Origin of the sequence: Homoserinibacter sp. GY 40078, from assembly GCF_008017545.1 — a bacterium.
Lineage (GTDB): Bacteria > Actinomycetota > Actinomycetes > Actinomycetales > Microbacteriaceae > Homoserinibacter.
Genome location: NZ_VRTZ01000002.1, coordinates 114,490 through 140,119, shown reverse-complemented (window position 1 = coordinate 140,119; position 25,630 = coordinate 114,490). Strand labels below are relative to the sequence as shown.

Below are 25,630 nucleotides of genomic sequence, written 5' to 3'. Positions count from 1 at the left end.
ATACACCTGTAACAGGACTCAGCCCAATGCGGACGGGCCTTCCGCGAGAAAACGTGTGAAATCGTCGGCGTCGACGACCGGGATGCCGAGGTCGGCCGCCTTCGTCGCCTTCGACCCCGCGCCGGGTCCGACGACCACATAGTCGGTCTTCTTCGACACGCTCGACGCAGGCTTGCCGCCCGCCTGGATCACCGCCTCCTGTGCCCCATCGCGGGAATGATCGGGCATCGACCCCGTGACCACGATGGTGAGTCCGCTGAGCGGACCGTCGATCGACGCGGCCTGCCCGGGGCCGGGGTGGTCGCGCATGCGCCACGGCACGCCTGCACGCTCCCACCGCTCGACGATCTCGACGTGCCAGTCGACCGTGAACCAGTCGAGCACCGCATCCGCGATGATGCCGCCCACGCCGTCGACGGCGGCGAGTTCCTCACGGGTCGCGGATCGGATCGCGTCGAGCGACCCAAACCACTCCGCGAGCGCGCGGGCCGCAACCGGGCCGACGTGGCGGATGCTGAGCGCCACGAGGAACCGCCACAGCTCCTTCGACTTCGCCTTCTCGAGCTCCTCGACCAGGCGCAGCGCCGCCTCGGACGGGCCCTCGACGGCCGGCTGATCCTTGCGGGCGGGCTGCACGATCTTGCGAAACGGGGTGCGCAGATCGTCGCTGCCGTCCGGGAGGATCTTGCGGGCGCCGGTCTCGGCATCGCGCACCACCACCTCGATCGGCATGAGGTCGTCGAGGGTCAGCTCGAACAGGGCCGCCTCGGTGACGAGCGGAGGTGTCGCCGGAACGACCGGCTGCGTGAGTGCCGCGGCGCCCACCTCGCCGAGGCCCTCGATATCCAGCGCGCCACGGGATCCGACGTGCTCGACGCGCCCGCGCACCTGCGCCGGGCAAGCCCGCGCGTTCGGGCATCGGAGGTCGATGTCGCCCTCCTTGGCCGGGGCGAGCGGGGTGTCGCACTCGGGGCAGCGGGTGGGCATCACGAACTCGCGCTCGGTGCCGTCGCGCAGCTCGACCACGGGGCCGAGCACCTCGGGGATCACGTCGCCAGCTTTGCGGAGCACGACCGTATCGCCGATGAGCACCCCCTTCGCCTTCACGACGTCCTGGTTGTGGAGCGTGGCCTGACGCACGGTCGACCCGGAGACGCGCACCGGCTCCATCACCGCGAACGGGGTCGCGCGGCCCGTGCGCCCGACCGACACGACGATGTCGAGCAGCTTCGTGTTCACCTGCTCGGGCGGGTACTTGTACGCGATCGCCCAGCGCGGTGCGCGGCTCGTCGCCCCGAGCTCGTCGTGCAGGGCGAGCTCGTCGACCTTCACGACGATGCCGTCGATCTCGTGCTCGACGTCGTGCCGGTGCTCGCCGTAGTGCGCGACGTAGTCGAGCACCCCCTCGACGTCGTTGCTGACCCGGCTGTAGGGGGTGGTGGGCAGGCCCCAGCCCTTCAGGATCTCGTACACCTGGCTCTGAGCGGTGACCGGCGGATCCGGCCAGGCGCCGATGCCGTGCACGAAGAGCCGTAGCGAGCCGATCCGGGCGAGGGCCGCCTCGAGCTCGAGACCGTCTTTCTTGTCGAGCTGCTGGCGTAGACCGCCGGATGCCGCGTTACGCGGGTTCGCGAACGCGGCGAAGCGACGGGCGGCCCCGGCCTCCGCCTTCTCCTCATCGAACGCGACGCCCCGAGATGCCGCACGCTCGCGCGCCTCGGCGACCACCCGCTCGCGCAGTTCGGCTTGCAGCTCGTTGAGCTTCTCGAAGGCGAGGACGGGGATGAACACCTCGCCGCGCACCTCGACGATCGGCGGATGTCCGGAGCCCGAGAGACGCTGGGGCACGTCGGCGAGCCGCAGCGCGTTCTCGGTGACGATCTCGCCCACACGGCCGTCGCCACGAGTCGCGGCGGAGGTGAGCACGCCGTTCTCGTAGCGGAGGTTGATCGCGACCCCGTCGATCTTGAGTTCGGTGAGCCACGGGACGGCCCGACCCGCGGCATCCGCCGTCTTGACGCACCAGTCGCGGAGTTCGTCGGCCGAGAAGACGTTGTCGAGGCTCAGCATGCGCTCGGCGTGCTCGATCGTGTCGAGCCCCGCGGCAGCGGCGCCCCCACCCACGGTCTGGGTGGGCGAATCCTGGCTCTGCAACTCGGGGAACATCCGCTCGAGCTGCTCGAGGCGGCGGATCATGCCGTCGTACTCGGCGTCGTCGACGAGGCTCGCGTCGCGGCCGTAGTACGCCTCGCGGAGTTCGAGGATGCGCGCTGTCAGTTGCCCGGCCTCGGCATGCGCGGTCTGCAGATCGACGCGCGTCTCTTGCGGGACCTGCTCCACCTCGTCCGACTTCGCGTCACGTGCCACGGGTGTCAGCCTAGGCGGGTCGTCCGACATCCCCGAGCCCCGTCCTGCCGGAGGGTGAGGGGACGCAAACCGCGCGAATCCCCCGCGTGTCGCGACAGTTTGCGACCCCTCGAGCTAGACGGGGGCGGGGGTCGCGGAGACGGTGCGGTCGATGGTGCACTGGCCGACGACGCGGGTGCCCACGTAGACGACGGCGGTCTGGCCGGGGGCGACGCCCTCGATCGGAATGTCCACACGCACGAGCAGCTCGTCGTCCACGACAGCCGCCCACGCGGGCACCGGATCGGCGTGCGCGCGCACCTGCACCTCGCACGCGAACCCACCCTCGGCGTCCGCAGGCGCCGAGCCCGCCCACGTGAACCGGGATCCGGCCAGCTCGGCCACCGCGAGCGCCTCCCGCGGGCCGACGACCACCTCGTTCGTCTTCGGCCGCACCTCCAGCACGAAGCGCGGCTTGCCGTCGGGCGCCGGATAGCCGATGTTGAGTCCCTTGCGCTGGCCCACCGTGAAGGCCGCAGCGCCCGGATGCGTCCCGATCCGCTCACCGGATCGGTCGAGGATCGCACCCTCCTCGGCGCCCACACGATCGGCGAGCCACCCGCGGGTGTCGCCATCGGGGATGAAGCAGATGTCGTGGCTGTCCGGCTTCGCGGCGACCGCGAGCCCGCGCAGCTCAGCCTCGGCACGCACCTCGGCCTTCGACGGTGTCGCCCCGAGCGGGAACCACGCGTGCGCGAGCTGCTGCCCGGTCAACACCCCCAGCACATACGACTGATCCTTCGCCCACGCGGCCGCGCGATGCAGCTCGGGACCGTCCGCACCCTCGCGCACATCCGCATAATGCCCGGTCACGACCGCATCGAACCCGAGGGCGAGCGCCTTCTCGAGTAGGGCCGCGAACTTGATGCGCTCGTTGCACCGCATGCACGGATTCGGCGTGCGGCCAGCGGAGTACTCGGCCACGAAGTCGTCGACCACATCTGCCCGGAAGCGCTCCGAGAAATCCCACACGTAGAACGGGATGCCGAGCTTCGCCGCCGCACGACGGGCGTCCATGGCGTCTTCGACGGTGCAGCATCCGCGCGATCCGGTGCGGAGCGTGCCCGGCATCCGCGAGAGGGCGAGATGCACACCCACCACCTCGTGGCCGGCTTCCACGGCGCGCGCCGCGGCGACGGCGCTGTCGACGCCGCCGCTCATCGCCGCGAGAACCTTCACGCATCCAGGGTACGTGGCCGACGCCCCGCCGACATGCTGGTCGGTCGTGGGTCGATCGCTCGGGATCCGAGCTCGGATCACGTCAGAAATGCAGGAGATCTGTCGTCCAGGTGGCGGCTGCACCGCATGTTGCGGCCCATTCGCGGCGGATCTCCTGCATTTCTGAACGGGAGGTGCAGGTGCGCGAGGAGGGAGGCGCGCGACGGGGCAGGCGCGCGACGGGGCAGGCGCGCGACGGGGCAGGCGCGCGACGGGAGGTGCAGGCGCGCGACGGCGGAGACGGCCGGAGAAGAGGATCCGCTCCCGTCAGCCGGCGGCCGCTCGCGCCCGCTCGACCGCATCCGGAAGCGCCGCGAGGAACGCATCCACGTCGGCGTCGGTCGTCTCGTGCCCGAGAGTCACCCGGAGCGCCCCCCGCGCCACCTGCTCCGGAACGCCCATCGCGAGGAGCACGTGCGACACCTCCGGGATCCCGGCCTGGCAGGCCGACCCCGTCGACACCGCGATGCCGGATGCGTCGAGAAGGTAGAGGAGCGCGTCGCCGTCGACCCCGTCGAAGGTGAAGTGGGCATTGCCCGGCAGACGGCCCGCCGCATCCGGGTCGCCGCGCAGCCGCGCCCCATCGATCTCGGACAGAACCCCCGCAACGAGCCGATCGCGCCGAGCCGCGACAGCGTCGAGCGGCTGCTGCGCCACCGCGAGCGCCGCAGCCACACCGAACGCCACCGCGCCCGCCGCATCCTGAGTTCCCGAGCGGCCCCGCTGCTGGTCGCCGCCGTGGAGGAGCGGTTCGACCGTCGCCGTGCGAGCGAGCACGAGTGCGCCCACGCCCACCGGACCGCCGACCTTGTGGGCCGATACCGAGACGGCGTCCGCGCCGACCGCGTGCACATCCACCGGCACCTGGCCGTAGGCGGCGATCGCGTCCAGATGCACCGGCACCCCCCGGGCGTGCGCGAGGCGCACGATCTCGTCGACCGGCTGCACCGTGCCGACCTCGTTGTTGGCCCACAGCGCGGTGACGAGGGCGATGTCGTCCGGCTCGTCGTCGAGGGCGGCCGCGAGCGTGTCGAGGCGGATGCGGCCATGCGCGTCGAGATCGATCCAGTCGATCCGCGTCCCCTCATGGCGTTCGAGCCACTCCACCGCGTCGAGGGTCGCGTGGTGCTCGCCCCGCGGAGCGATCACGCGCGCCCGAGATCCCGACGCCCGACCGGCACCCGCGCGACCCGCCCGCGCCCAGAACAGCCCCTTCACGGCGAGGTTCACCGACTCGGTGCCGCCGCCGGTCAGCACGACCTCCACCGGATCGGCGCCGAGCGAGCGTGCGACCGCCTCGCGCCCCGATTCGAGCAGCTCGCGCGCCGTCTGCCCCGCACCGTGGATCGACGACGGATTGCCGACCACCCCGAGCGCCTCGACGTAGGCGGCGAGCACCTCGGGCGGCATCGGAGAGGTGGCCGCGTGATCGAGGTAGACCGCCATCCCGCCTCCTCGTGGGCGCGTTACAAGTCCGACATGAGCACGTCCTAACCTAGACGTCATGTCGCCCGCGGATCCGCTCAGGAATCTCGGGGTCCGTCATACCTCCCGCGGCGGCGAGATCCGGGTATGGAGTGCCCACGCCACCTCGATCGAGCTGTGCATCTTCGACGATGACGACCCGAACTGGGTCGCGAAGCGCGTACCCCTCACCCGCGACGGCGATGTGTGGCAGGCGACCACCCGCTCGCTCGTACCGGGAGCCGCGTACGCCCTGAGCGTCGACGGTCCCTCAGGGCCCACCCACGACTTCGACCCCGAGCGATTCCTTCTCGATCCCTACGCACGTGGCCTCGAGCGCACCCCGGATGGCGCCTGGCGCAGCTATGTGCAAGACGACTCCTTCGACTGGGGCGACGCCCGGAAGCCCGGCACGCCCCTCGACCACACGATCGTCTACGAGGCCCACGCGAAGGGGCTCACCAAGCTCAACCCCGACATCCCCGAGGAGCTGCGGGGCACCTACGCCGGCCTCGCGCATCCGTCGACGATCGCCTACCTGAAGGAGTTGGGCGTCACCGCCGTCGAGCTGCTGCCGGTGCATCAGTTCGTCTCCGAGCAGCGGCTGCGCAAGATGGGCCTCGTCAACTACTGGGGCTACAACACTCTCGCCTTCTTCTCGCCGCACGCGGGCTATGCCACCCGGGAGGCGCAGTTCGGCGGCACGGGCGCGGTGCTGCGCGAGTTCAAGGGCATGGTCAAGCTGCTGCATGAGGCGGGGCTCGAGGTGATCCTCGATGTGGTCTACAACCACACCTCGGAGGAGGGACCCGGCGGCCCGACCAGTTCGTTCCGCGGCATCGACAACGCGTCCTACTACCGGCAGACACCCGACGGCGCCTACATCGACACCACCGGCTGCGGCAACACGCTGAACTTCGAGTTGCCCGCTGCGCAGCGTCTCGTGCTCGACTCTCTGCGTTACTGGGCGAACGAGGTGCAGATCGACGGATTCCGCTTCGACCTCGCCGCGACCCTCGGCCGCGGGGAGGGAGCGGAATTCAGCCCGGACCATCCGCTGCTGCACGCGATCCTCGACGACCCGGCGCTCCAGGGCGTGAAGATGATCGCCGAGCCGTGGGATGTCGGCCTCGGCGGCTGGCAGGTGGGCAACTTCCCGGACGGTTGGTCGGAATGGAACGACGGCTACCGCGACCGGATGCGCAACTTCTGGCTGCGCGACATCGCGGGCGCCCGCGAGTCGGGCACCGCGAGTGAGGGGATCGGATCGCTCGCGCGGCGGCTGGCGGGGTCGAACCACGTGTTCTCGCTTGAGCGCGGGCCTCTCGCGAGCGTGAACTTCATCACCGCGCACGACGGCTTCACGGCGGCGGACCTCGTGGCGTACGACCGCAAGCACAACCTCGGCAACGGCGAGAACAACCGCGACGGCTCGAACGACAACAAGTCGTTCAACCACGGCGTCGAGGGACCCACCAGCGACGAGCAAGTACTCGCCATCCGCCGCAAGGCCGTCCGGAATCTGCTGGGCACGCTGCTGCTCTCGGCCGGCATCCCGATGCTGACCGCGGGCGACGAGTTCGGGCGAAGCCAGCGCGGCAACAACAACGCCTACTGCCACGACTCGGAGCTCACCTGGCTGAGCTGGGATCGCAGCGAATGGCAGCAGGACCTCTTCGAGGTCGTCAAGACGCTCATCCGACTGCGCCGCGAGAACCCCGCGCTGCGTCCGGTGCGTTTCGGTCGCTGGGGCGAGACGACGCCGTCCGCCAGCCAGATGGACTGGTACAACAAGTCGGGCGAGACGATGACTCTCGAGGACTGGGACTCCCCCGAGGAGCGCACACTGCAGTACCTCGCGGCGTCGACGCCCGAATTCGAGGAGTTCAACCGCATCCTGCTCGTGGTGCACGGCCTCGAAACCGACGTGTCGGTGACGCTGCCCGCGCACGAGGGCGTCGAGCGCTACACACTGCTGTGGGATTCCGGGCACGACGACATCAGCAACATCGAGGGCGTACACCGACCGGGTGAGGAGCTGCCGATGGCGCCGACCTCGATCCTGCTGTTCCGGGCCGACTGATGGCGGCGGGCGGCACCCCGGCGACGGTCGCGCTGCTGGCGGCCGGGATCCCGTTCACGGAACACGCGTACGAGCACGATCCCGCCAACCGCGACTTCGGGATGGAGGCTGCGACGGCGCTCGGCCTGGATCCGGAGCAGGTGTTCAAGACGCTGCTCGCGGATGTCGACGGTCGACTCGTCGTCGGCATCGTGCCCGTGACCGGCAAGCTCGATCTGAAGGCGCTCGCCGCCGCCGTCGGGGGCAAGCGCGCGGCGATGGCGGATCCGGCGGTCGCGCAACGCCGGACCGGGTACGTCGTGGGGGGGATCAGCCCGATCGGGCAGAAGACCCGGCACGAGACGGTGCTCGACGAGACCGCGGAGCTGTGGGACGAGATCTACGTCTCCGGAGGCCGCCGCGGCTTCGATCTGGGCCTCGCCCCCGCGGACCTCATCCGCGCCACCGACGCGCGCGTAGCCCCCATCGCTCTCTAGCCCCGCCCCGGGCCGCGCGGCCCAGCGCGCCCCAGCCCGCGAGACCAATCCCGCGAGATGTCCAAATGTGCACATCTCGCCCCGCGAGATGTGCACATTTGGACATCTCGCGGGATTGGGACGGGGTCAGGGGAGGGTGAGGAGGGGGAGCTCGGCGGAGGAGGCCAGGAGCGGGTGGCGCGGGATGACGCGCACCGTGTAGCCGAAGGCTCCGGCACGGTCGAAGGTCACCGACCCGAGGAAGACCGCCGGTCGGCCGAGGTCGTGGCTCTCGAGCGCGAGTTCCGCGATCCGCACCTCCGACAGCTGCTCCCCCGTGCGCGGTCGACCGTAGACGAGCTCGACGGCGACATCGTCGGGGGTGAGCTCGCCGAGCTCCACGAACGCGCGAACCCGCAACTCCTCCCCCACCTGCGGGGTCGCATCCACTCCCCCGGACTCCACATGCGCCACGTGCACCTCAGGCCACGCCGCCGTCACCCGCGCGACCCACGCGGCCAGTTCGCGCGCCGGAGCCGCGTCGTCGGCGCGGATCGCCTGCATCGCTGACGCCGCAGGCAGGTACAGTCGCTCGACGTACTCGCGCACCATGCGATCCGCCGAGAGCGCCGGCGAGAGGGTGTCGAGGGTGTGCCGGATGTCGCCGACCCACGCCGTCGGCACGCCATCGACCCCGCGGTCGTAGAACCGGGGGGCGATCTGGTGCTCGATGAGGTCGTACATCGCCGCCGCCTCGAGGGCGTCGCGCTCGGCTCCGTCGCCCGCGGAGTCCGCCGACGGGATCGCCCACCCGTTGTGGTCGTCGTGGAACTCGTTCCACCATCCGTCGAGGATCGACAGGTTGAGGCTGCCGTTCAGGGCCGCCTTCATCCCGGAGGTGCCGCACGCCTCGAGGGGCCGCAGCGGGTTGTTGAGCCACACGTCGCACCCCGGGTACAGCTTCTGCGCCATGCCGATGTCGTAGTCGGGCAGGAACACGATGCGTTCACGCACCGCAGGGTCCTGCGAGAACTCGACGAGCAGCTGAATGAGCCGCTTGCCCCCGTCGTCGGCAGGATGCGACTTGCCCGCCACGACGAGCTGGACCGGCCGATCCGGATCGGTGAGCAGCGCCCGCAGCCGCTCGGGGTCGTGGAGCATGAGAGTGAGGCGCTTGTAGGTGGGTACGCGCCGGGCGAAGCCGATCGTCAGCACATCCGGCGAGAGCAGGTCGCGATACCAGGGCGGGGCGGGGCTCGTCGGGTTCTGCTCCTCCCAGGCGGCGGTCATCCGGGCGCGGGCGTCGGCGACGAGCTGCGCGCGCAGCGTGCCGCGCAGCTTCCAGATCTCGGCGTCGCTGACATCCGGGCTCGTCCAGTCGACCGCCGTGGAGTCCTCATTACCGAGGCGCGACGCCGCGAGTCGACGCACCTCGGGGTCCGTCCACGTGGAGGGGTGCACGCCGTTCGTGATCGAGGCGATCGGCACCTCGTCGGCGTCGAACCCGGGCCACAGGGCGCCGAACATGTGGCGGCTGACGTCGCCGTGGAGTTGCGAGACGCCGTTCGCGCGCTGGGCGAGACGCAGCCCCATCACGGCCATGTTGAAGGTGTCGGGCGTTCCGCCCTCGTAATCCTCGGCGCCGAGCGCGAGCACATCGGCGACGTCGATGCCGGGCAGCAGATCGGTCGAGAAGTAGCGCTCCACGAGCGGAGCCTCGAAGCGGTCGATGCCTGCCGCGACCGGGGTGTGGGTGGTGAACACGGTCCCCGAGCGCACCACGCGCAGCGCCTCGGCGAACGAGAGCCCGCCTGCCACGAGTTCGCGGATGCGCTCGAGCCCGAGGAAGCCCGCGTGCCCTTCGTTGGTGTGGAAGACCTCCGGCTGGGGGATGTCGGCAAGCCGGGCGTAGAGGGCGACGGCCCGCGCTCCGCCGATCCCGAGCAGCAGTTCCTGCAGCAGGCGATGTTCACCGCCTCCCCCGTAGAGACGGTCGGTGACGCTGCGCAGGGCCTCGTCGTTCTCGGGGATGTCGGTGTCGAGGAGCAGCAGCGTGACACGCCCCACCGCGAGCCGCCAGATCCGCGCCGTGAGCGCCGTGCCGCCGGGCAGGGCGAGCACGACCTGCGCGGCCGCCCCATCCGGTGCCCGGAGGACGTTCATCGGCAGGCCGTCGGGGTCGAGCACCGGGTAGCTTTCGAGTTGCCACCCGTCGCGTGAGATCGCCTGGCGGAAGTATCCGGACCGGTAGAACAGGCCCACGCCGACGATCGGCACCCCCAGATCCGATGCCGACTTGAGGTGGTCGCCCGCGAGGATCCCGAGGCCGCCGGAGTACTGCGGCAGCGCCTCGGCGATGCCGAACTCGGGCGAGAAGTAGGCGATCGTCCGCGGGGTGTCGCCGCCGATTCCCTGGTACCAGCGGGGTTCCGAGAGGTAGGCGCGCAGCTCGTCGCGCTGGGCCGTCATGCGGGCGAGGTACACCTCGTCGGATGCGAGCTCGGCGAGCCGTGCGGGCGGAACCTCGCCCAGCAGTCCATAGGGGTCGCGCCCGAGCTCGTCCCACAGGTCCGGCGCGATGTCGCGGAACAGATCGAGGGTCGGCTGATGCCATGACCACCGCAGATTCGCGGCGAGCTCCTCCAGCGGGAGCAGCTCCTCGGGCAGAACGGATCGGACGGTGAACCGACGGATGGCCTTCACGGCTCAACCCTAGATCGGCGAACCTCTCTCAGGATGTCGCGGAGGTTTCGCGTGACCGACGCTTGTCGATTCGGCTCGTGACGAGCATCCATCCGGCGTAGCCGAACAGCAGCACGGCCACGATCGGGATGACGACGGCGCGCATGTCGCCGTTGACGAGGTTGTTGACCCAGCCGATCCAGGGCACCGAGTACCAGACGGTACCGCGCACCTGCACCTCGCGGACCGGGTTCTCGTCGGGCGCGGAGTTCGCATCGCCCTGGGTGATGAAGTGCCGCTCGCCGTCGGTGAGGTTCTCACCCTGGATCGCGATCACCCGGTGCGTGACGACCTCGGACTGACCGGAGTTCAGCTGGTACGTGATCACATCGCCCATCTGGATGTCGTCGACATCCGTGGGCTTCACGACGATGAGCGTGCCCGCGGGCATGTTCGGCTCCATCGAGCTCGTGAGGATCGTGTACGGGGTGGATCCGGTCGCGGCCGGGACGACGACGACGAGAGCCGCGACGAGCAGAACGAAGGCGAGCAGCCCCCAGCTGAGTCCGAGCGCGAGGTAGCCGAGCAGCCCGCGTTCCTTCAGCGCGCGGCGTCGACCGCGGACGGCGACCTGCGCGGGCATGGGTGCGAGCGGCGCGAGCTCGACCGGTGCGACGGTCGGGCGCGGTGTGGTCATGGTGCTCATGCGTCCTCCTCTGTGCTGCGGCGACGACGGCGACGAGCGAGGGCGTAGATGGCGCCCACGATCATGCCGACGAGCCACAGCGCGACGATGTACTCCTGGTAGAAACGGTCGGTGTTCCATGGGGTGAAGCTGGCTCCGGCGGGCTCGCCCTGAAGGCTGCCGTCCTCGCCGGATGCGACGGGCTCTTCTGCCGTGTCGGTGTCTGCGGGGGCGGAGCCGCCACCGGCACCGGTCACCACGACGCTGGAACCGCCGGAGCCGGCCGTGCCGGTCGAGCCGGATCCGCCGGAACCGGACCCTCCGGAGCCGGAGCCGCCGTCGGTGGGCGGGTCGACGGTCGCGCACCCGTCGGGCGCGTCGACGTCGGTGCTCGTGAGGGTCACGCGCAGGTCGAACGTGCCGAGCGATCCCTGGGCATCGAGTCCGGCGAGATCGCCGAGCGCGAGCACGACATCGACCTGCATGGCGCCGGAGCCGGCGAGCGTGACCCCGCTGACGAGCGTCGCGCACGGATCGACGTCGGCGAGAGCGACATCCGAGCCGGGCGTCCCATCCGCGTCGGCGGAGACGGTGAGTCGCGCGAGGAGCTCCGGGTCGGCGCTGCCGACGCCCTGCACGGCGACGGCGAGGTGGCCGGGCTCGGCTGTGCGGTTCTTCACCCAGAAGGTGCGGGTGACCGAGGCCCCGGGGACGATCTTCGCGCCTCCGAATAGGGCGGTACCGAGGTCGTCGACGAAGGTGCTGCCGTCCGCCGAGAGCGCGATCGGCTGGACATCGGCGCTCGCCGGTGCGGCGGCACCGAGCGCAGGGACGACCACCAGGGCCGCAGCCCCGGCGAGCGCTACCGCCATCCCGGCGGCGTGGATCCGTCGCGTGGCCATCACATCATGTCCCCGATGGAGCACGAGTTCGAGTTCGTGCTGGACGAGAAGGTGCTGCGGGTGTACGAGCCGAACGCGACGCGCGTGCCGTTCTCGTCGTAGACCTCGAGATCGTGCGTGCCCGACGACGCCGAGGTGCGCGAGAAGCTGAGGGTGGTCGTGCCGCTCGCGTTGGTGGTCTCGGTGTCACGAGTCGTGCCATCGGCGAGGACCGAGTACGGGGTGCTGGGTGCGGCGGTGAGCGAGACCGAGAAGTTGCCGCCGCTATAGGTGCACGAGACGCTCGAGACGGCACGCGACATCACGAACTGCTGCTGCGCCGAGCTCGAGCACGACGCGAGGGTGATGTCGCCGAGGTTGATGCCGGATCCGATGGGCGAGGTCCAGCAGAGTCCGGACGCGTCGTTGACGATCTGGTAGATGCTGCCACTGACGTGCTGCAGGTGCCAGGCCTGCGACGTGGCGCCCGAGGAGGTCTGCGTGCGCAGGGTGCCGCTGGAGCCGTCGATCAGGTAGTTCGTGTTCGCGCGGGTGGTGATCGTGTAGTAACCCGTGCGTCCGGAGATTCCGGTGAACCGCCACACCTGGTTCTCGGCTCCACTCGTCTTGCATCCGTAGGAGATGACGGTCGTCCCGGATCCGGGCGATCCGCCGTTCACGTCGGCGCAGTAGGTCGAGTAGTCGGTGGAGCTGAGGTTGGGACGCACCCAGTAATAGGTGGACGTGCTCGTGGTGATCGTCGACGGCGTGTAGATGTAGCCGGTCGCCTGCGTGGTGGTCTCGGCATCGGTTCCGGTGAACGAGCCGACCGCGATGCTGCCGCTGATGCGGGGGGTGAAGGTCACCGACCCGGCGGTCGTGGCGACCGACTCGCGGGTCGCGACCGTGGTGCGCACGCAGTAGGTGCGCGTCTCACCGGCGCTGAACCCGCTCGCGGCGGGAGTCGTGTAGCTGGAGGTGCTGCCCCAGTTGCTCGACAGGAGCGAGGTTCCCGGGGTCGCGGATGCGGTGCACGGGTTCGCCGTCGTCGACTGCCACACGAGGATCGCGAAGTTCTGGAGGAACGAGGTGCTCTGGCCGGTCGCGCTGAACGTGAGCGTCACGGCACCCTTCTGGGTGCTCGTGGTGGTCGTCGTGTTCTTCACCGAGACCGAGCCGGTGTGGCTCAGCGAGTCGTTGGTGAAGGTCTTCGCGAGGGAATCGAACCCGGTCGCGTCGAGCGTGAGGTCGGCGGAAGCCGTCTGGACCTGCACGTTCGCCTGGCTCGACCAGTAGGCCCAGCCGGCTCCCGTGCCCGCCAGCACGAGGAAGCCGGTGATCGCCGTCACGGCGGCGATGCGCGACTTCAGTCCGAACCCCCGACTCATGCCTGGCTCCCGGTGAGGACGAGGCTGAACGAGGTGGTGGTCCCCTCCGCGGACGCCGGCGCTGTCGCGGGCAACACGACCTGCAGGCAGATCGCGGCGGACGTGCCCGCGGCGAGGCCGCCGGACGCGGAGGGGACCGTGGTGAGCGCGCCGCCGGGGAGCGTGCCGGATGAGGGACACGCTCCCACGGCGACGCGCGTCTCCCAGGCGCTGGTGCCGGTCAGAGCGGCGGTCACCTGGAGGTCTGCGTCTCCCGTGTTGAGCACGGTGAGGGTCTGGTTGACGACGTCGCCGGGGAGCATCCCCTGGAAGAGCGACGACGGGAGCACGACGGTGGCGGCGGCGGCGTCGCTACCGCGCTGGACGAGCAGGGTGCTGGTGCCCGCGGTGACCGCGGCACCGGTCTGGCCGACGACGGCGCTCGCGTTCAGATACGCGTAGCTGCCGCCCGCGGCGACGACGGCGGCCATCGTGCCGACGATCACTGCCGCGGTGGCGCCGAAGATGCGGCCGAGGGTCACGCGGGGCAGGCGGCGCCGGGCTCCTTCGGTGGAGCGGCGGCCGCGCGGGGGGTGAGCGGGCTGACGCGTGCGGGGCATGGGTCTCATCCGTATCGAGTCGTGGAGCGTTCGGGGTGCTGCAGGTGTCCGGGTGACGCAGGTGGTTCGGGTAGTTCGGGTGATTCGGGTAGTGCAGGTGGTGCGTTCGGGTGGGAGCCGCCACTCCCGTTGCGAGGGGCCGGTTCGGGTTTCCGGCCCCTCGCTGTTCGGGTTACGGAGCGGCGACCTGCGTGAGGGTCAGCGACCCCTGCGACAGGTTGACCGCACCGAGCTTGGCGGTGTTGACGGCGGAGGCGCCGAACGGGAAGTCGATGGTCCAGGTGACCGTGATGGTCGACGGGCCGCCGGTGTTCGAGCTGACCTTGTAGACGCCGGAGGTGACACCGGAAGCGACCACGTTGCCGCCGGTCACCGAGGCGACCGAGAAGGCGGTGGTGCCGGAGGCGTTGATCTGCGCGGCGAGGGCGGTGTCGGCCGCGGCAACGGAGGCCGCGGTGACGGCGCCCGAGGTGCTGCCGATCGTGAAGTAGAGGTCGTCACCGCTCGCGCTCACGTTGAACGTCTGCGTGTAGACGAGGCGGTTGCCGGGAACGAGGCGCACGTTCGCGAGGCTCGTGACGGCGGCCGGAGCCGTGACCTGCGTGCCGGCGTTGTTGTAGAAGCCCTTGGTCCAGGTGCCGTTGTTGACGGCGGCGACCGAGAGGGTTCCCGCGGTGATGGTGTTGCTCCCGCTGGCGGGGCCGGCGTTCGCGGTGTCGTTCCAGTAGGCGAGCGAACCCGCGCCACCCATGAGCAGGATGACGCCGGCGGCTGCAGCGATGGTGCCCTTGGCGACCTTGTTCATTTCGGATTGTCCTTTCGAGCGCCTGCGAGTAAGCGCGCGCAAGTAGATGAGGCGCGTGGCGCTGGCGGGTTTCGGGTTTTGTGTTGTTCGGGTTGGTGCCGTTGCCTTCGAGTGGCATTCGGCGGAGCTCTGTGCCCCGCATCCCATTCTTGTGTCCTCCATGTGGAGGACAAGGGCACAACCGCCCCCCACTGCGAGGGGCAGATGAACAATCGGGTGTTCACGTTCACAATCGTTCTGACCAGGGGTTTCTTATTTGTTGCGGAGTCTTGCGCATTTCTCACTGGGGTACATATGGGGGACGACCGTGTTGTCCCCTCCCCCAAACGGGAGTCACGCGCAACCCCCGCCGCCAACCTCGGGGGACGCGAATCGACGCGATACGGTCGGAACGTGCCCACCGACCACACTCCCCCCGCCACCAACCCGCGGCCGGCCCGGATCGGGAGGATCCCGATCCGGCATCTCGCGCCCCAGCAGCCGGAGGGACGATGGCCCGCGAAGAGCTACCTGGGCGAGGTGGTGCCCTTCGAGGCGACCGTCTTCCGCGAGGGTCACGGGATCATCGGCGCCGAGGTCGAGCTGACGCATCCCGATGGCTCCGTGACGCTGCACCCCATGACGCTGGTCGCCCCCGGCACCGATCGCTGGCGAGCGGAGGTGCGAGCCGACGCCCTGGGTGCCCACAGCTACCGCGTGCACGCCTACAGCGACGACTGGGCAACCTGGCTGCATGCGGCGGAGATCAAGATCGGTGCGGGCGACGATCCGGCGCTCGTGTTCGCGATGGGTGCCGAGCTGCTGGAGGGCATCGCCGGAAAGACGGCGGCCGATGCGCGCACCGCCTTCCTCGACTCCTCCCTCTCTGCGGCAGATCGGCTGAAGGTCGCGCACGACCGACGGCTCGTCGCGATGCTCGCGCGCCATCCCGTGCGCTCGCTCACCACCTGGTCGGAGTCCGTCGAGCTCATCGTCGAGACCGCCCGCGCCGCCGTCGGCAGCTGGTACGAATTCTTCCCGCGCTCCGAGGGGGCGCGTCTGAAGCGCGATGGCACCTGGGTGTCGGGAACCTTCCGCACCGCCGCGAAGCGGCTGCCCGGCGTCGCCGCCATGGGATTCGACGTGATCTACCTGCCGCCCATCCACCCGATCGGTCGCGCACACCGCAAGGGTCCGAACAACTCCACAGTCGCCGGCCCCCAAGATCCCGGCAGCCCCTGGGCGATCGGTGCAGCAGAGGGCGGGCACGACGCCATCCACCCGGACCTCGGCGGCCTCGCCGACTTCCGGTTCTTCGTCCGGCAGGCCGAAGCCAACGGTCTCGAGGTCGCTCTCGACCTCGCCCTCCAGTGCTCTCCCGACCACCCCTGGGTCACCGAGCACCCGGAGTGGTTCACCCGGCGCCCCGACGGGTCGATCGCCTACGCCGAGAACCCGCCGAAGAAGTACCAGGACATCTACCCCCTGAACTTCGACGACGACCCCGAGGGCATCCGCGCCGAGATCCTGCGGATCGTCGAGCTCTGGATCTCGCGGGGCGTGCGCATCTTCCGCGTCGACAACCCCCACACGAAGCCCCTCGACTTCTGGGAGTGGTTGCTCGGCGAGATCGCCGACCGGCATCCGGAGGTCGTGTTCCTCGCCGAGGCGTTCACTCGGCCCGCGATGCTCCACTCGCTCGCGGGAGCCGGGTTCCACCAGTCGTACACGTACTTCACCTGGCGGAACACGAAAGACGAGCTCGAGGAGTTCCTCACCGGAATCGCGGGCGAATCGGCCGACTATCTGCGCCCGAACCTGTTCGTGAACACGCCCGACATCCTGACCGAGTACCTGCAGTTCGGCGGCCGACCCGCTTACAAGGTGCGCGCAGCGATCGCCGCGACCGGTTCGCCCTCCTGGGGCGTCTACGCCGGATACGAGCTGTTCGAGGATGTCGCGCGGCCGGGCTCCGAAGAGAACATCGACAACGAGAAGTACGAGTACAAGCATCGCGACTGGGCGGGCTCCGAGGCCGCCGGGCGCAGCCTCGCGCCGTATTTGACGATGCTCAACGGGATCAGGAGCGCCCACCCGGCCCTGCAGCAGCTGCGCAACCTGCGCATCCACTGGAGCGATGACGACTCCGTGCTCGTGTACTCGAAGCACCTCGACGGCGCCTTCACCCCCTCGGGACGCGCCGACACCCTCATCGTCGTCGCCAACGTCGACCCGCACTCGGTGCGCGAGACGATGGTGCATCTCGACCTCGAGGCGATCGGTCTCGACCCGGACGCATCGTTCACCGTGCACGACCTCGTCACCGATGCCCGGTGGACGTGGGGCTCCTCGAACTACGTCCGGCTGGATGCGTTCGACGAGCCCGTCCATATCCTCGCGGTCGAGCCGCAGAAGGGACGTTGAGATGCCTCGCCGTCGCACCCCCGAAGGAGCCGCAGCGCAGGACGATGGCCTCCCACCGCTCGACGGGGGTCTCGTAGCGAGCCTCGCCGAGGCCCGGCATCCGCGTCCGCACGACTGGCTCGGCGCCCACGAGGACGCCGACGGATGGGTGATCCGCGCCCTGCGGCCGCTCGCTCGATCCGTGACGGCGATGCTCGGCGACGGCAGCGAGGTCGAGCTCGCGCATGTCGACCGGGGACTGTGGCAGGCGCGCACCTCGGCTCCCGGCGCGTACCGCATCCGCACGAGCTATCCCGAGGGCCCGGACTGGATCGTCGAGGACCCGTACCGCTTCGGGCCCTCGATCGGCGAGGTCGACCTGTTCCTGTGGGGCGAGGGGCGCCACGAGCAGCTCTGGCACGTCTTCGGCGCCCAGGTGAAGGAGCACGAGGGTGTCGCCGGCACGGGCTTCGTGGTGTGGGCACCGCACGCCCAGGCGGCCCGCGTGGTCGGAGACTTCAACAGCTGGGACGGCACCGGCCACGCGATGCGCCGCCTCGACGACTCCGGCGTCTGGGAGCTCTTCGTGCCCGGAGTCGGCGCGGGCGGGGTCTACAAGTTCCAGCTGCTCAGCCCCTCCTCCGGATGGGTCACCCGCGCCGACCCGATGGCTCGCTACACCGAGGTGCCGCCGTCCACCGGATCGGTGGTGGGCACGAGTTCGTACACCTGGGGCGACTCGGAGTGGATGGAACGCCGCGCGACGACCGACCCGCACCAGGGCCCGATGTCGGTCTACGAACTGCACCTCGGCTCCTGGCGGCCGGGGCTCGGCTACCGTGACATCGCCGACGAGCTCATCGCCTACGTGACCGAGCTCGGCTTCACCCACGTGGAGTTCATGCCCCTCGCCGAGCATCCGTTCGGCGGGTCGTGGGGGTACCAGGTCACGGGCTACTACGCGCCCACCAGCCGCTTCGGTCACCCCGACGACTTCCGTCACCTCGTCGACCGGCTCCACGCGGCGGGCATCGGCGTGATCATGGACTGGGTTCCCGCGCACTTCCCGAAGGACGAATGGGCGCTCGCCCGCTTCGACGGCGAGCCGCTCTACGAGCACAGCGATCCTCGCATCGGCGAGCACCCCGACTGGGGCACGCTCGTGTTCGACTTCGGCAACTCGCAGGTCCGCAACTTCCTCGTGGCGAACGCGCTGTACTGGCTCGAGGATTTCCACATCGACGGTCTGCGCGTCGACGCGGTGGCGAGCATGCTCTACCGGGACTACTCCCGCAAGGACGGCGAGTGGGTTCCCAACATCCACGGCGGCCGCGAGAACCTCGAGGCGATCTCGTTCCTCCAGGAGGTCAACGCCACCGCCTATAAGCGGAACGCCGGCATCGTGATGATCGCCGAGGAGTCCACCTCGTGGCCCGGCGTCACCCGCCCCACCAGCGACGGCGGCCTGGGCTTCGGCCTCAAGTGGAACATGGGCTGGATGCACGACTCGCTGCAGTACATCCACGAAGACCCGATGTGGCGCGGCGATCACCACGGCGACATCACCTTCTCGTTCCTGTACGCGTTCAGCGAGAGCTTCCTGCTGCCGATCAGCCACGACGAGGTCGTGCACGGCAAGGGGTCGCTGCTCGCGAAGATGCCGGGCGACCAGTGGCAGAAGCTCGCCAATGTGCGCGCCTACCTCGGCTTCATGTGGGCGCATCCGGGCAAGCAGCTGCTGTTCATGGGGTCGGAGTTCGGCCAGCCCTCGGAATGGTCCGAGCAACGCGGACTCGACTGGTGGATCCTCGATCAGCCGGCGCACCAGGGCCTCCAGAGGCTCGTCGGCCAGCTGGGGCGGATCTACCGCGAGACCCCCGCCCTCTGGGAGCTCGATTCCGACCCAGCGGGTTTCACCTGGATCACGAGCGATCCCGGATCCAACGTCGTGGCGTTCCTGCGCCGCTCGCGCTCGGGCGAGGAGATCGCCTGCATCGTGAACTTCGGCGGCAACCCCGTCGGCCCATACCGCATCGGATTGCCGGCATCCGGCACGTGGCGGGAACTGCTCAACACCGACGCCGTCGAGTTCGGCGGATCGGGCGTCGGCAACCTCGGTCGGGTGACGGCGAGCGACGAGCCGTGGCACGGCCAACCGGCATCCGTCGAGCTCACCCTGCCGCCGCTCGCGGCGCTATTGCTCGCCCGCGGCTGACTCAGAACCGGATGCCCACCCGGCGCCGTCGGTCCAGATCGCGCCGGAGGTCGCGTCCGAGCCGTCGCTCGCCGTTGTAGAGGATGCCCTCCCAGTTGATCGGCGCCTTCGGGTCGCGGGTCTGCTCGACGGGAGCGGGCTTGCGCTCGACCCACAGCCAGTTGACGACGCCGAGCACCATGTCGGTGATCGAGTTCAACACCCCGATGTACGCGAGGATCGCCCACACGCACATCACGGCGTTGAAGGCGGCGAAGGTCGCGTTTCCCCAGTTCTGCGCCGAGAAGTCGCGCCAGAAGGTGAGGATCGAGAATCCGACGATGAAGTACGGAACGAACACGTACAGGCCCGGCGCCGCGGTCCGGTTGGCGACCTTCGGAGTGCGGGCGAAGGGGATCTTCTCGCCCGTGACGGCCTGCTGCACCGACTTCACGACACCCGCGAGGTTCACGGCGAGCAGCACGAGGTTGAAGCCGTAGATGCGGAAGATGTCGAGGCGTCGGTAGCCCGAGAGCCGCAGATCGGACGCCTGCGAGAGGAAGTACGGGATCGCGGCGGCGAGGATCCAGGGGCTCAGCAACCGCCCGTCGTACGGATAGGCGAGCAGGAAGATGAGCCCGAAGCTCGCCCACGAGATCGATGCCATGTAGTTGATGCGCAGGAGCGTCTCGCGCAGCAGGATCGGCTCCCGCCGCAGCCGGCGCTCGCGCAGCTGCTGCGAGAGCTTCGGGAGGATCAGCAGACCGCCGTTCGCCCAGCGGCGGCGCTGCACGATGAGAGATCCGAAGTCGGGCGGCGTCGACGAGTAGCTGAGTCGTTCGGGGTAGTTGTAGAGCGTCCATCCGTGGGTCGCGATGTCGATCGACGACTCGGTGTCCTCGATGACGGTGCGGTCCTGGATGTACGTGCGGATCACGTACCCGCCGACGTTCTCGACCTCGACGATGTCCTCGAGCGCGCGCTTGCGGATGACCGCGTTGGCACCCACCCAGAAGGTCGCCCCGTAATACGTGAGCCCCTGGTGCAGGATGTGCTGCACGTCGGTCGTCGCGCCCGCGATCCGCTCGATGCGGGTGGGGGCGCCGCGATAGGCGGAGTACGGGGTCTGGATGACCGCGATGCGCTCGTTGCCCTCCTGCTCGAGGTGCTCGACGAGGCGCAGGCAGTAGTCGCGCAGCAGCATCGAGTCGGCATCGAGGGTGAGCAAGTAGGTCGAGTCGGGGATGTCGAGGTCGGCGGGCTCGTCGGCCTCCGCCTCGACGAGCACGACGCCGTCCGAGTTGTGCTCGGTGCGCCAGCGCTTGCCGATCAGAGCGATGTAGGCGTTGAGGTTCATCGCCTTGTTCGCCTCGTGCGAGACCGAGGCGTAGGTCTTGCGCTCGAACGAGGTGAGGCTCGCGCGGAAGGTCCACACGAGTCGTCGCACGAGCTCCGCCATGCGCTCCGCGTCCGGGGTTCCGCCCTGGTCGAGCGCGGCGTCGAGCGCGAGTGTCGTCAACCGCAGCTCGCTCGCGAGACCGAGCAGCACGCGGTCGATGAAGAACACGTCGGTGTGGTCCTCGAGCGGCCACGCGTCTGCGCGGCGCTCGAGCCAGTGAACCGCGTAGCGATACTGATCGGCGAGCGCTTCGACGTCGTCGACGGTCACCCGACCACGTTCGGCGATGCGCTTCGCCTGCTTCCGGGAGAACTTCTCCATGCGCTGTGCGATCGGCGCGAGAGTCGCTTCGATCTCCTGCGGGATCCGCCGGGTCTCCTCGAGCTCCGCGAGGCGCTCGGGGTCGGTCGGATACGGCGGGTCGTCGATCAGCAGCACGACCCGCACGTCCGGGAACTCCTGGAGCGCTGCCGACCACAGGGTCTTGCGCACGACCTGGAGCTCCTCGATGTACGAGGGCACGAGCACGGTGACCCGCTCGTCATAGTCGGCCGCGTAGTGGCGGTCGACGACCGCGCGCGGCGAGCGCCGATGATCACGGAAGCGGTAGAGAGCGCCTTGTCGGGCGAGCAGATACATGAGCGCCGAGAAGGTGAGACCCGTGACGACCAGCAGGTAGGACGTGGCTTCGGCCGCGAACCGGAAGTCGAGGTCGTCGTTGTCGAAGAATTCGCGGATGACCGTGGTGATCACGTACATCGCCCATGCGAAGACCGTGAACACGATCGACAGACGCCCCAGAGTGACCTTCGTGGAGCTCGGCCTCTCATGGAGGATCGCCAGCGGCTCAGGTCGGCGTTCAGCGCCCCATTGGCGCCGACGAGCAGCGGCCGACTTGGCAGACGTCACTCAGGGTCCCATCGTGGGCAGCAGGGGAACCTGGGTCCTCAGGGTCGAGTGGGAGCCGCAGGTCTCGGGGAGTTCCGAAGAACGCCCAGTAGGATAACATCCGCACACACGCGTGCCCCCGCCCCCGTTCAGGGGCGTCGGGACCCGTTCACCCGCACAGAGGGACCTCCCGCCCCGTCATGTCGTCACGCTTCGCCGGTCGCCGCTTCTCCTGGCTCCGGCTCACCATCCTGCTCGTCGTCGTCGGCGCGCTGGGCTATTCCGCGTTCGTCGGCGTGCGTTGGGTGCAGGACACCGCCGAGGTGGATTCCGAGGCTGCCCCGTGGTTCGCCGGATACGTCGACATCACGGCGACTCCGAGCTATGCCGTCGAGACGGAGACATCCGACGGCACCGAGAACGTGACGCTCGCGTTCGTCGTCTCCAATGGCGCCTGCTCCCCCAGCTGGGGCGGCGCCTACAGCCTCACGGAGGCCGCCGCGAGCCTCGATCTCGACCGCAGGATCGCCCGCATGCGCGACCAGGACCGCGACGTCATCGTCTCGTTCGGCGGTCAGGCGAACGACGAGCTCGCGCTCGATTGCGACTCCGCATCGGAGCTCGAGGATGCATACCGCGCCGTGGTCGAGCGGTACGACCTCACGACGATCGACTTCGACATCGAGGGGACCGCGCTCGCCGACACAGCAAGCGGAGAGCTGAGGGCCGAGGCCGTCGCCGCACTGCAGCAGTCCCGACGCGACGCGGGCGACCAGCTGGCCGTGTGGCTCACCCTGCCCGTCTCCCCTGACGGCCTCACCGCGGACGGCTCGGCTACCGTCGCCCGGTTCCTTGCCGCCGGGGTCGACCTGGCGGGTGTCAACGCGATGACGATGAACTTCGGCGAGAGTCGGAGCAGCAGCGAGTCGATGTCGGATGCGTCGATCCGCGCCCTGCAGAGCACGCACGATCAGCTGGCCGGCCTCTACCGCTCGGCGGGGATCCAGCTCGGCGATCGCTCGCTCTGGCGCAAGATCGGCGCGACCCCGATGATCGGTCAGAACGACGTCTCGACCGACATCTTCACCCTCGCCGACGCGAAGGCGCTCAACGCGTTCGGCATCGAGACGGAACTCGGGCGCATGTCGATGTGGTCGTTGAACCGCGACAAGACCTGCAGCGTCAACTACGGCGACACGACACGCGTGAGCGACGCCTGCAGCGGCGTCGACCAGGGCGACACGACCTACGCCGAACTCCTCGCGGACGGCTTCGACGCCTCACCGGACGCCTCCGCGGTCGCCACGACCGCCGAACCGGTGGAGTCGGGCTCCGACGAGGACGACCCCGAGACGAGCCCGTACCCGATCTGGAACGAGAGCGCCTCCTACCCGGCCGGAACGAAGATCGTGTGGCACCGCAACGTGTACGAGGCGAAGTGGTGGACCCAGGGCGACCTGCCGGACGATCCCGTGGCGGAGGAGTCGAGCACCCCGTGGCGCTACATCGGCCCTGTGCTCGATGGCGAGACACCGATCGCGGTGCCGACGCTCCCGGAGGGCTTCTACCCGACGTGGGATCCCGAGGCGATCTACGAGGCCGGCGACCGGATCCTGTACGAAGGCATCGCCTACCAGGCGCGCTGGTGGAACCAGACCGCGAGCCCGGAAGTGGCGCTCGCTTCCCCCGGCGATTCGCCGTGGGAGCGTCTGTCGGATGACGAGGTCACCCGCCTGCTCGCTGACGCCGACTCCGCCGACGGCTGAGACTCAGAGCTCGGGGCGCGTCGCGTTGGCGACGTCCGTACCGTGCGCGGCGAACCGGGCGAGGAGCACGTCGATGGGCTCCGGCCTGCCGAACAGGAAGCCCTGCATGTACCGTACGCCGAGGCTCGCGAGGCGATCGCGCTCTTCGAAGGTCTCGACACCCTCGACCACCATCGTGACGCCGAGCTTGCGCGAGAGCGTCACGAGTGAGCGCATCACCTGCCGCGACTTCTGCGAATCGGGTGACTCCTCCACGAGCACCCGGTCGACTTTGAGCGTGTCGAACGGGTACTGCACGATCGCGAGCATCGTCGAGTAAGCCTGCCCGAAGTCGTCGAGGGCGAAGTGCATCCCCGCGGATCGCAACTCCCTGAGGTCCGACAACTGCGCCTCGGTGGCCTTGTTGAGCGAATTCTCGGTCATCTCGAGCGTGAGGATCATGTCCCCGGTTTCGCCGATGATCGCCTCGAGGCGGGGAAGCAGCCGCGCCGGCACCAGCTGATCAACCTCGACGTTCACGTGCATCTCGGCGAGATCGGGGGCGACCTCCCGAATCCGCGGGGCATCGCGCAGAACCAGGTCGAGCACCTGATCGGTCAGCATGTCGAGCCGCCCCGTGCGGCGCGCCTCGTGAATCAGGAGGCTCGGCGTGATCGCACCGGCCGTCGGGTGCGTAGCGCGCACGAGAGCCTCGAGACCGATGATCGCGCCGAGAACGTTGTCGACGATGGGCTGATATTCCACGGTGATGAGCTTCTGGTCGATGACCTCCGCCGCGGCGCGCACGGTGTCGCCCGCTTCACCGACGAGCGTCACCTGATCGACGTCCGCGCGGAGCCCGCCGGATGCGCGCCCGCGACTCGCGTACATCCGCGCATCCGCCTGCTCCACGAGCGCTGCGGCGTCGATGGCCGAGTCGCCGTCGGAGAAGCTGAGTCCGGTGGACAGGGTGAGGGCGATGACGCCGCCTCCGACGTCGATCGGCGGACTGACCGTCCGGGTGATGCGCGCCGCGATCCGCTCGGCGTGGGCGAGATCGACGACCTCGGTGAGGATCACGACGAACTCGTCGCCGCCGACGCGCGCGACGATGTCGCTCGGGCGCACGGCGCGCCCGAGTCGGGCGGCGACAACCTGCAGCACGCGGTTGCCCGCCTCGTGACCGTGAGCGTCGTTGATCGACTTGAAGTTGTCGACGTCGAGGTAGACGACGGCGACGGGGCCCGCGCGCAACGCGGTCGTGAGGGCCGACTGGAACGCGCGGTAGTTGCGCAGGCCGGTCAGCGGATCCGTCTGCGCCTCTTCGATGAGGCCCATCGTCTCCACTCGCGCCCGAACGGTCTCCTCGCCGATTCTGGCGATGGCGGCGAGCGTCTGTACGTCGCGGTCGAGGAACGGCGACTGGCCCGGCTGACGGCGGGCGACGAGGTACGCGGTCTCGGCGGTCGGTGTGCGCACCCGGGCGCCGATCTCGATCCGAGGGTCCGGCGGCACCTCACGCACCTCCACCCGAGCGGTACCGAGCGCACGAGTGGCGAACTCGCGCATGAGGTCGAAGGGCTCTCGATCCGCCGGCCACGGGAGAGCCTCGGCGGCCGCGAACACGCCATCCAGCCGACGCCGCGCATCGCGGGCGGTGACCAGCATCGACACGGCCGAGATGATGGCCGTGGTCGCGGTGAGGGAGATGATGATGCCGAGCTCGACCTGCGACTCCGGTCCCGCGTCGAGGACCTGGGTGCGCACCCGGATCACCACAAGCATGATGGCCGTGTTCAACGCGAATGCAGCGATGATCCGCCGAACGATGAGCTCGCGCATGATGGTCGCGAACCGCACTCCCCGGACCAGCTGAACTGAGATGTGAACGAGAACCGCCAGCGCGACGTACGCGGAGGTCGCAGTGATCGCCACGAGAGGAAGCGCGATCTCCATCCCGAGCGGCAACCACACGGCGACGAACGCCGCCCCCAGCACCACCGACCGGCTGGCAGCGCGAAGACCCGCGATGAACCCGCGCTGGATCACTCCCCAACCGATGCCCATCCCCACCGCCCAGAAGAGCAGGGTCACCCACTCGCTGCCCGGCACGAGGCCGATGCTCAGCAGCGCGGCCGAGATCCCCAGCGTGACCTGCCCGGACGGCGCACGGGAGACGCGGATGCGCACGGCCGATGCCGCAGCGGTGCACGCAACGAGCAACAACAAGGTCACGTTCAGCGGCCACTGCGGCGACTGCGGCTGGAGCAGCACGATGACCACGACGACCGCCGCGACGACGACCTCTCCCGTTGCGAGGAACAGATCTCGGCGGCTCATCCGCGCCACGGCCATC

16 protein-coding genes are annotated in these 25,630 nt (G+C 69.5%); 5 read left to right on the top strand and 11 right to left on the bottom strand.

From position 1 onward, the window contains the following. Positions 1-18: 18 nt before the first annotated feature. The 3 genes from ligA to FVQ89_RS09350 form a co-directional block, all read right to left on the bottom strand. Positions 19-2,397, bottom strand: coding sequence for an NAD-dependent DNA ligase LigA (gene ligA, locus FVQ89_RS09360; RefSeq protein ID WP_147901701.1), 2,379 nt, complete (start codon positions 2,395-2,397; stop codon positions 19-21). Positions 2,398-2,481: 84 nt separating this feature from the next. Then, complete coding sequence (gene mnmA, locus FVQ89_RS09355; protein WP_187264984.1) at positions 2,482-3,585, bottom strand: tRNA 2-thiouridine(34) synthase MnmA; 1,104 nt, start codon at positions 3,583-3,585, stop codon at positions 2,482-2,484. 306 nt (positions 3,586-3,891) lie between these two features. Further along, positions 3,892-5,070 carry a cysteine desulfurase family protein gene (locus tag FVQ89_RS09350; protein WP_147901700.1) on the bottom strand — a complete coding sequence of 393 codons (1,179 nt, stop codon included), beginning with the start codon at positions 5,068-5,070 and terminating at the stop codon, positions 3,892-3,894. Positions 5,071-5,128: 58 nt separating this feature from the next. Between FVQ89_RS09350 and glgX the strand changes: the two genes are divergently transcribed. Together glgX and ybaK are read left to right on the top strand one after the other, a co-directional pair. Further along, positions 5,129-7,171, top strand: a complete 2,043-nt coding sequence (glgX, locus tag FVQ89_RS09345) for a glycogen debranching protein GlgX (protein WP_147901699.1) — start codon at positions 5,129-5,131, stop codon at positions 7,169-7,171. Then, positions 7,171-7,647 (top strand): Cys-tRNA(Pro) deacylase, encoded by a 477-nt coding sequence (gene ybaK / locus FVQ89_RS09340; RefSeq protein WP_147901698.1) that lies wholly within the window; start codon positions 7,171-7,173, stop codon positions 7,645-7,647. Before glgX ends, ybaK begins: the two co-directional genes overlap by 1 nt. Before the next feature lie 126 nt (positions 7,648-7,773). Here the strand turns inward: ybaK and glgP are convergent, their stop codons facing one another. The 6 genes from glgP to FVQ89_RS09310 form a co-directional block, all read right to left on the bottom strand. Then, positions 7,774-10,329: an alpha-glucan family phosphorylase gene (gene glgP, locus FVQ89_RS09335; protein ID WP_147901697.1), complete on the bottom strand. Its 2,556-nt coding sequence runs from the start codon at positions 10,327-10,329 to the stop codon at positions 7,774-7,776. A 28-nt stretch (positions 10,330-10,357) separates the two neighbouring features. Further along, positions 10,358-11,014, bottom strand: coding sequence for a signal peptidase I (locus FVQ89_RS09330; protein WP_255513528.1), 657 nt, complete (start codon positions 11,012-11,014; stop codon positions 10,358-10,360). Continuing rightward, positions 11,011-11,895, bottom strand: a complete 885-nt coding sequence (locus tag FVQ89_RS09325) for a hypothetical protein (protein ID WP_147901696.1) — start codon at positions 11,893-11,895, stop codon at positions 11,011-11,013. The genes FVQ89_RS09330 and FVQ89_RS09325 overlap by 4 nt, the downstream gene beginning before the upstream one ends. Continuing rightward, entirely contained in the window at positions 11,895-13,262 is a 1,368-nt protein-coding gene (locus FVQ89_RS09320; RefSeq protein WP_147901695.1) for an RICIN domain-containing protein, read from the bottom strand. The genes FVQ89_RS09325 and FVQ89_RS09320 overlap by 1 nt, the downstream gene beginning before the upstream one ends. Further along, positions 13,259-13,861: a hypothetical protein gene (locus FVQ89_RS09315; protein ID WP_147901694.1), complete on the bottom strand. Its 603-nt coding sequence runs from the start codon at positions 13,859-13,861 to the stop codon at positions 13,259-13,261. Before FVQ89_RS09315 ends, FVQ89_RS09320 begins: the two co-directional genes overlap by 4 nt. Positions 13,862-14,033: 172 nt before the next feature. Next, the gene (locus FVQ89_RS09310) at positions 14,034-14,666 is read right to left on the bottom strand and encodes an alternate-type signal peptide domain-containing protein (protein WP_187264983.1); all 633 of its coding nucleotides are present in this window, start codon (positions 14,664-14,666) and stop codon (positions 14,034-14,036) included. A gap of 294 nt (positions 14,667-14,960) precedes the next feature. On the opposite strand from FVQ89_RS09310, the gene FVQ89_RS09305 reads away from it, so the two are divergent. Both FVQ89_RS09305 and glgB read left to right on the top strand, forming a co-directional pair. Then, on the top strand, positions 14,961-17,069 hold the full coding sequence (locus tag FVQ89_RS09305; RefSeq protein WP_147901692.1) for an alpha-1,4-glucan--maltose-1-phosphate maltosyltransferase: 2,109 nt from the start codon (positions 14,961-14,963) through the stop codon (positions 17,067-17,069). Between the two features lies 1 nt (position 17,070). Further along, complete coding sequence (gene glgB / locus FVQ89_RS09300) at positions 17,071-19,263, top strand: 1,4-alpha-glucan branching protein GlgB (protein WP_147901691.1); 2,193 nt, start codon at positions 17,071-17,073, stop codon at positions 19,261-19,263. A 1-nt stretch (position 19,264) separates the two neighbouring features. Here glgB and FVQ89_RS09295 read toward each other — a convergent pair whose 3' ends face one another. Next, the gene (locus FVQ89_RS09295; RefSeq protein WP_255513609.1) at positions 19,265-21,280 is read right to left on the bottom strand and encodes a glycosyltransferase family 2 protein; all 2,016 of its coding nucleotides are present in this window, start codon (positions 21,278-21,280) and stop codon (positions 19,265-19,267) included. A 449-nt stretch (positions 21,281-21,729) separates the two neighbouring features. Here FVQ89_RS09295 and FVQ89_RS09290 point away from each other — a divergent pair, with 449 nt between their 5' ends. Then, the gene (locus FVQ89_RS09290) at positions 21,730-23,295 is read left to right on the top strand and encodes a chitinase (protein ID WP_147901690.1); all 1,566 of its coding nucleotides are present in this window, start codon (positions 21,730-21,732) and stop codon (positions 23,293-23,295) included. 3 nt (positions 23,296-23,298) lie between these two features. Here FVQ89_RS09290 and FVQ89_RS09285 read toward each other — a convergent pair whose 3' ends face one another. Then, a complete protein-coding gene (locus FVQ89_RS09285) occupies positions 23,299-25,629 on the bottom strand; it encodes a bifunctional diguanylate cyclase/phosphodiesterase (protein WP_147901689.1) in 2,331 nt (776 codons plus the stop codon). Position 25,630 lies beyond the last annotated feature (1 nt).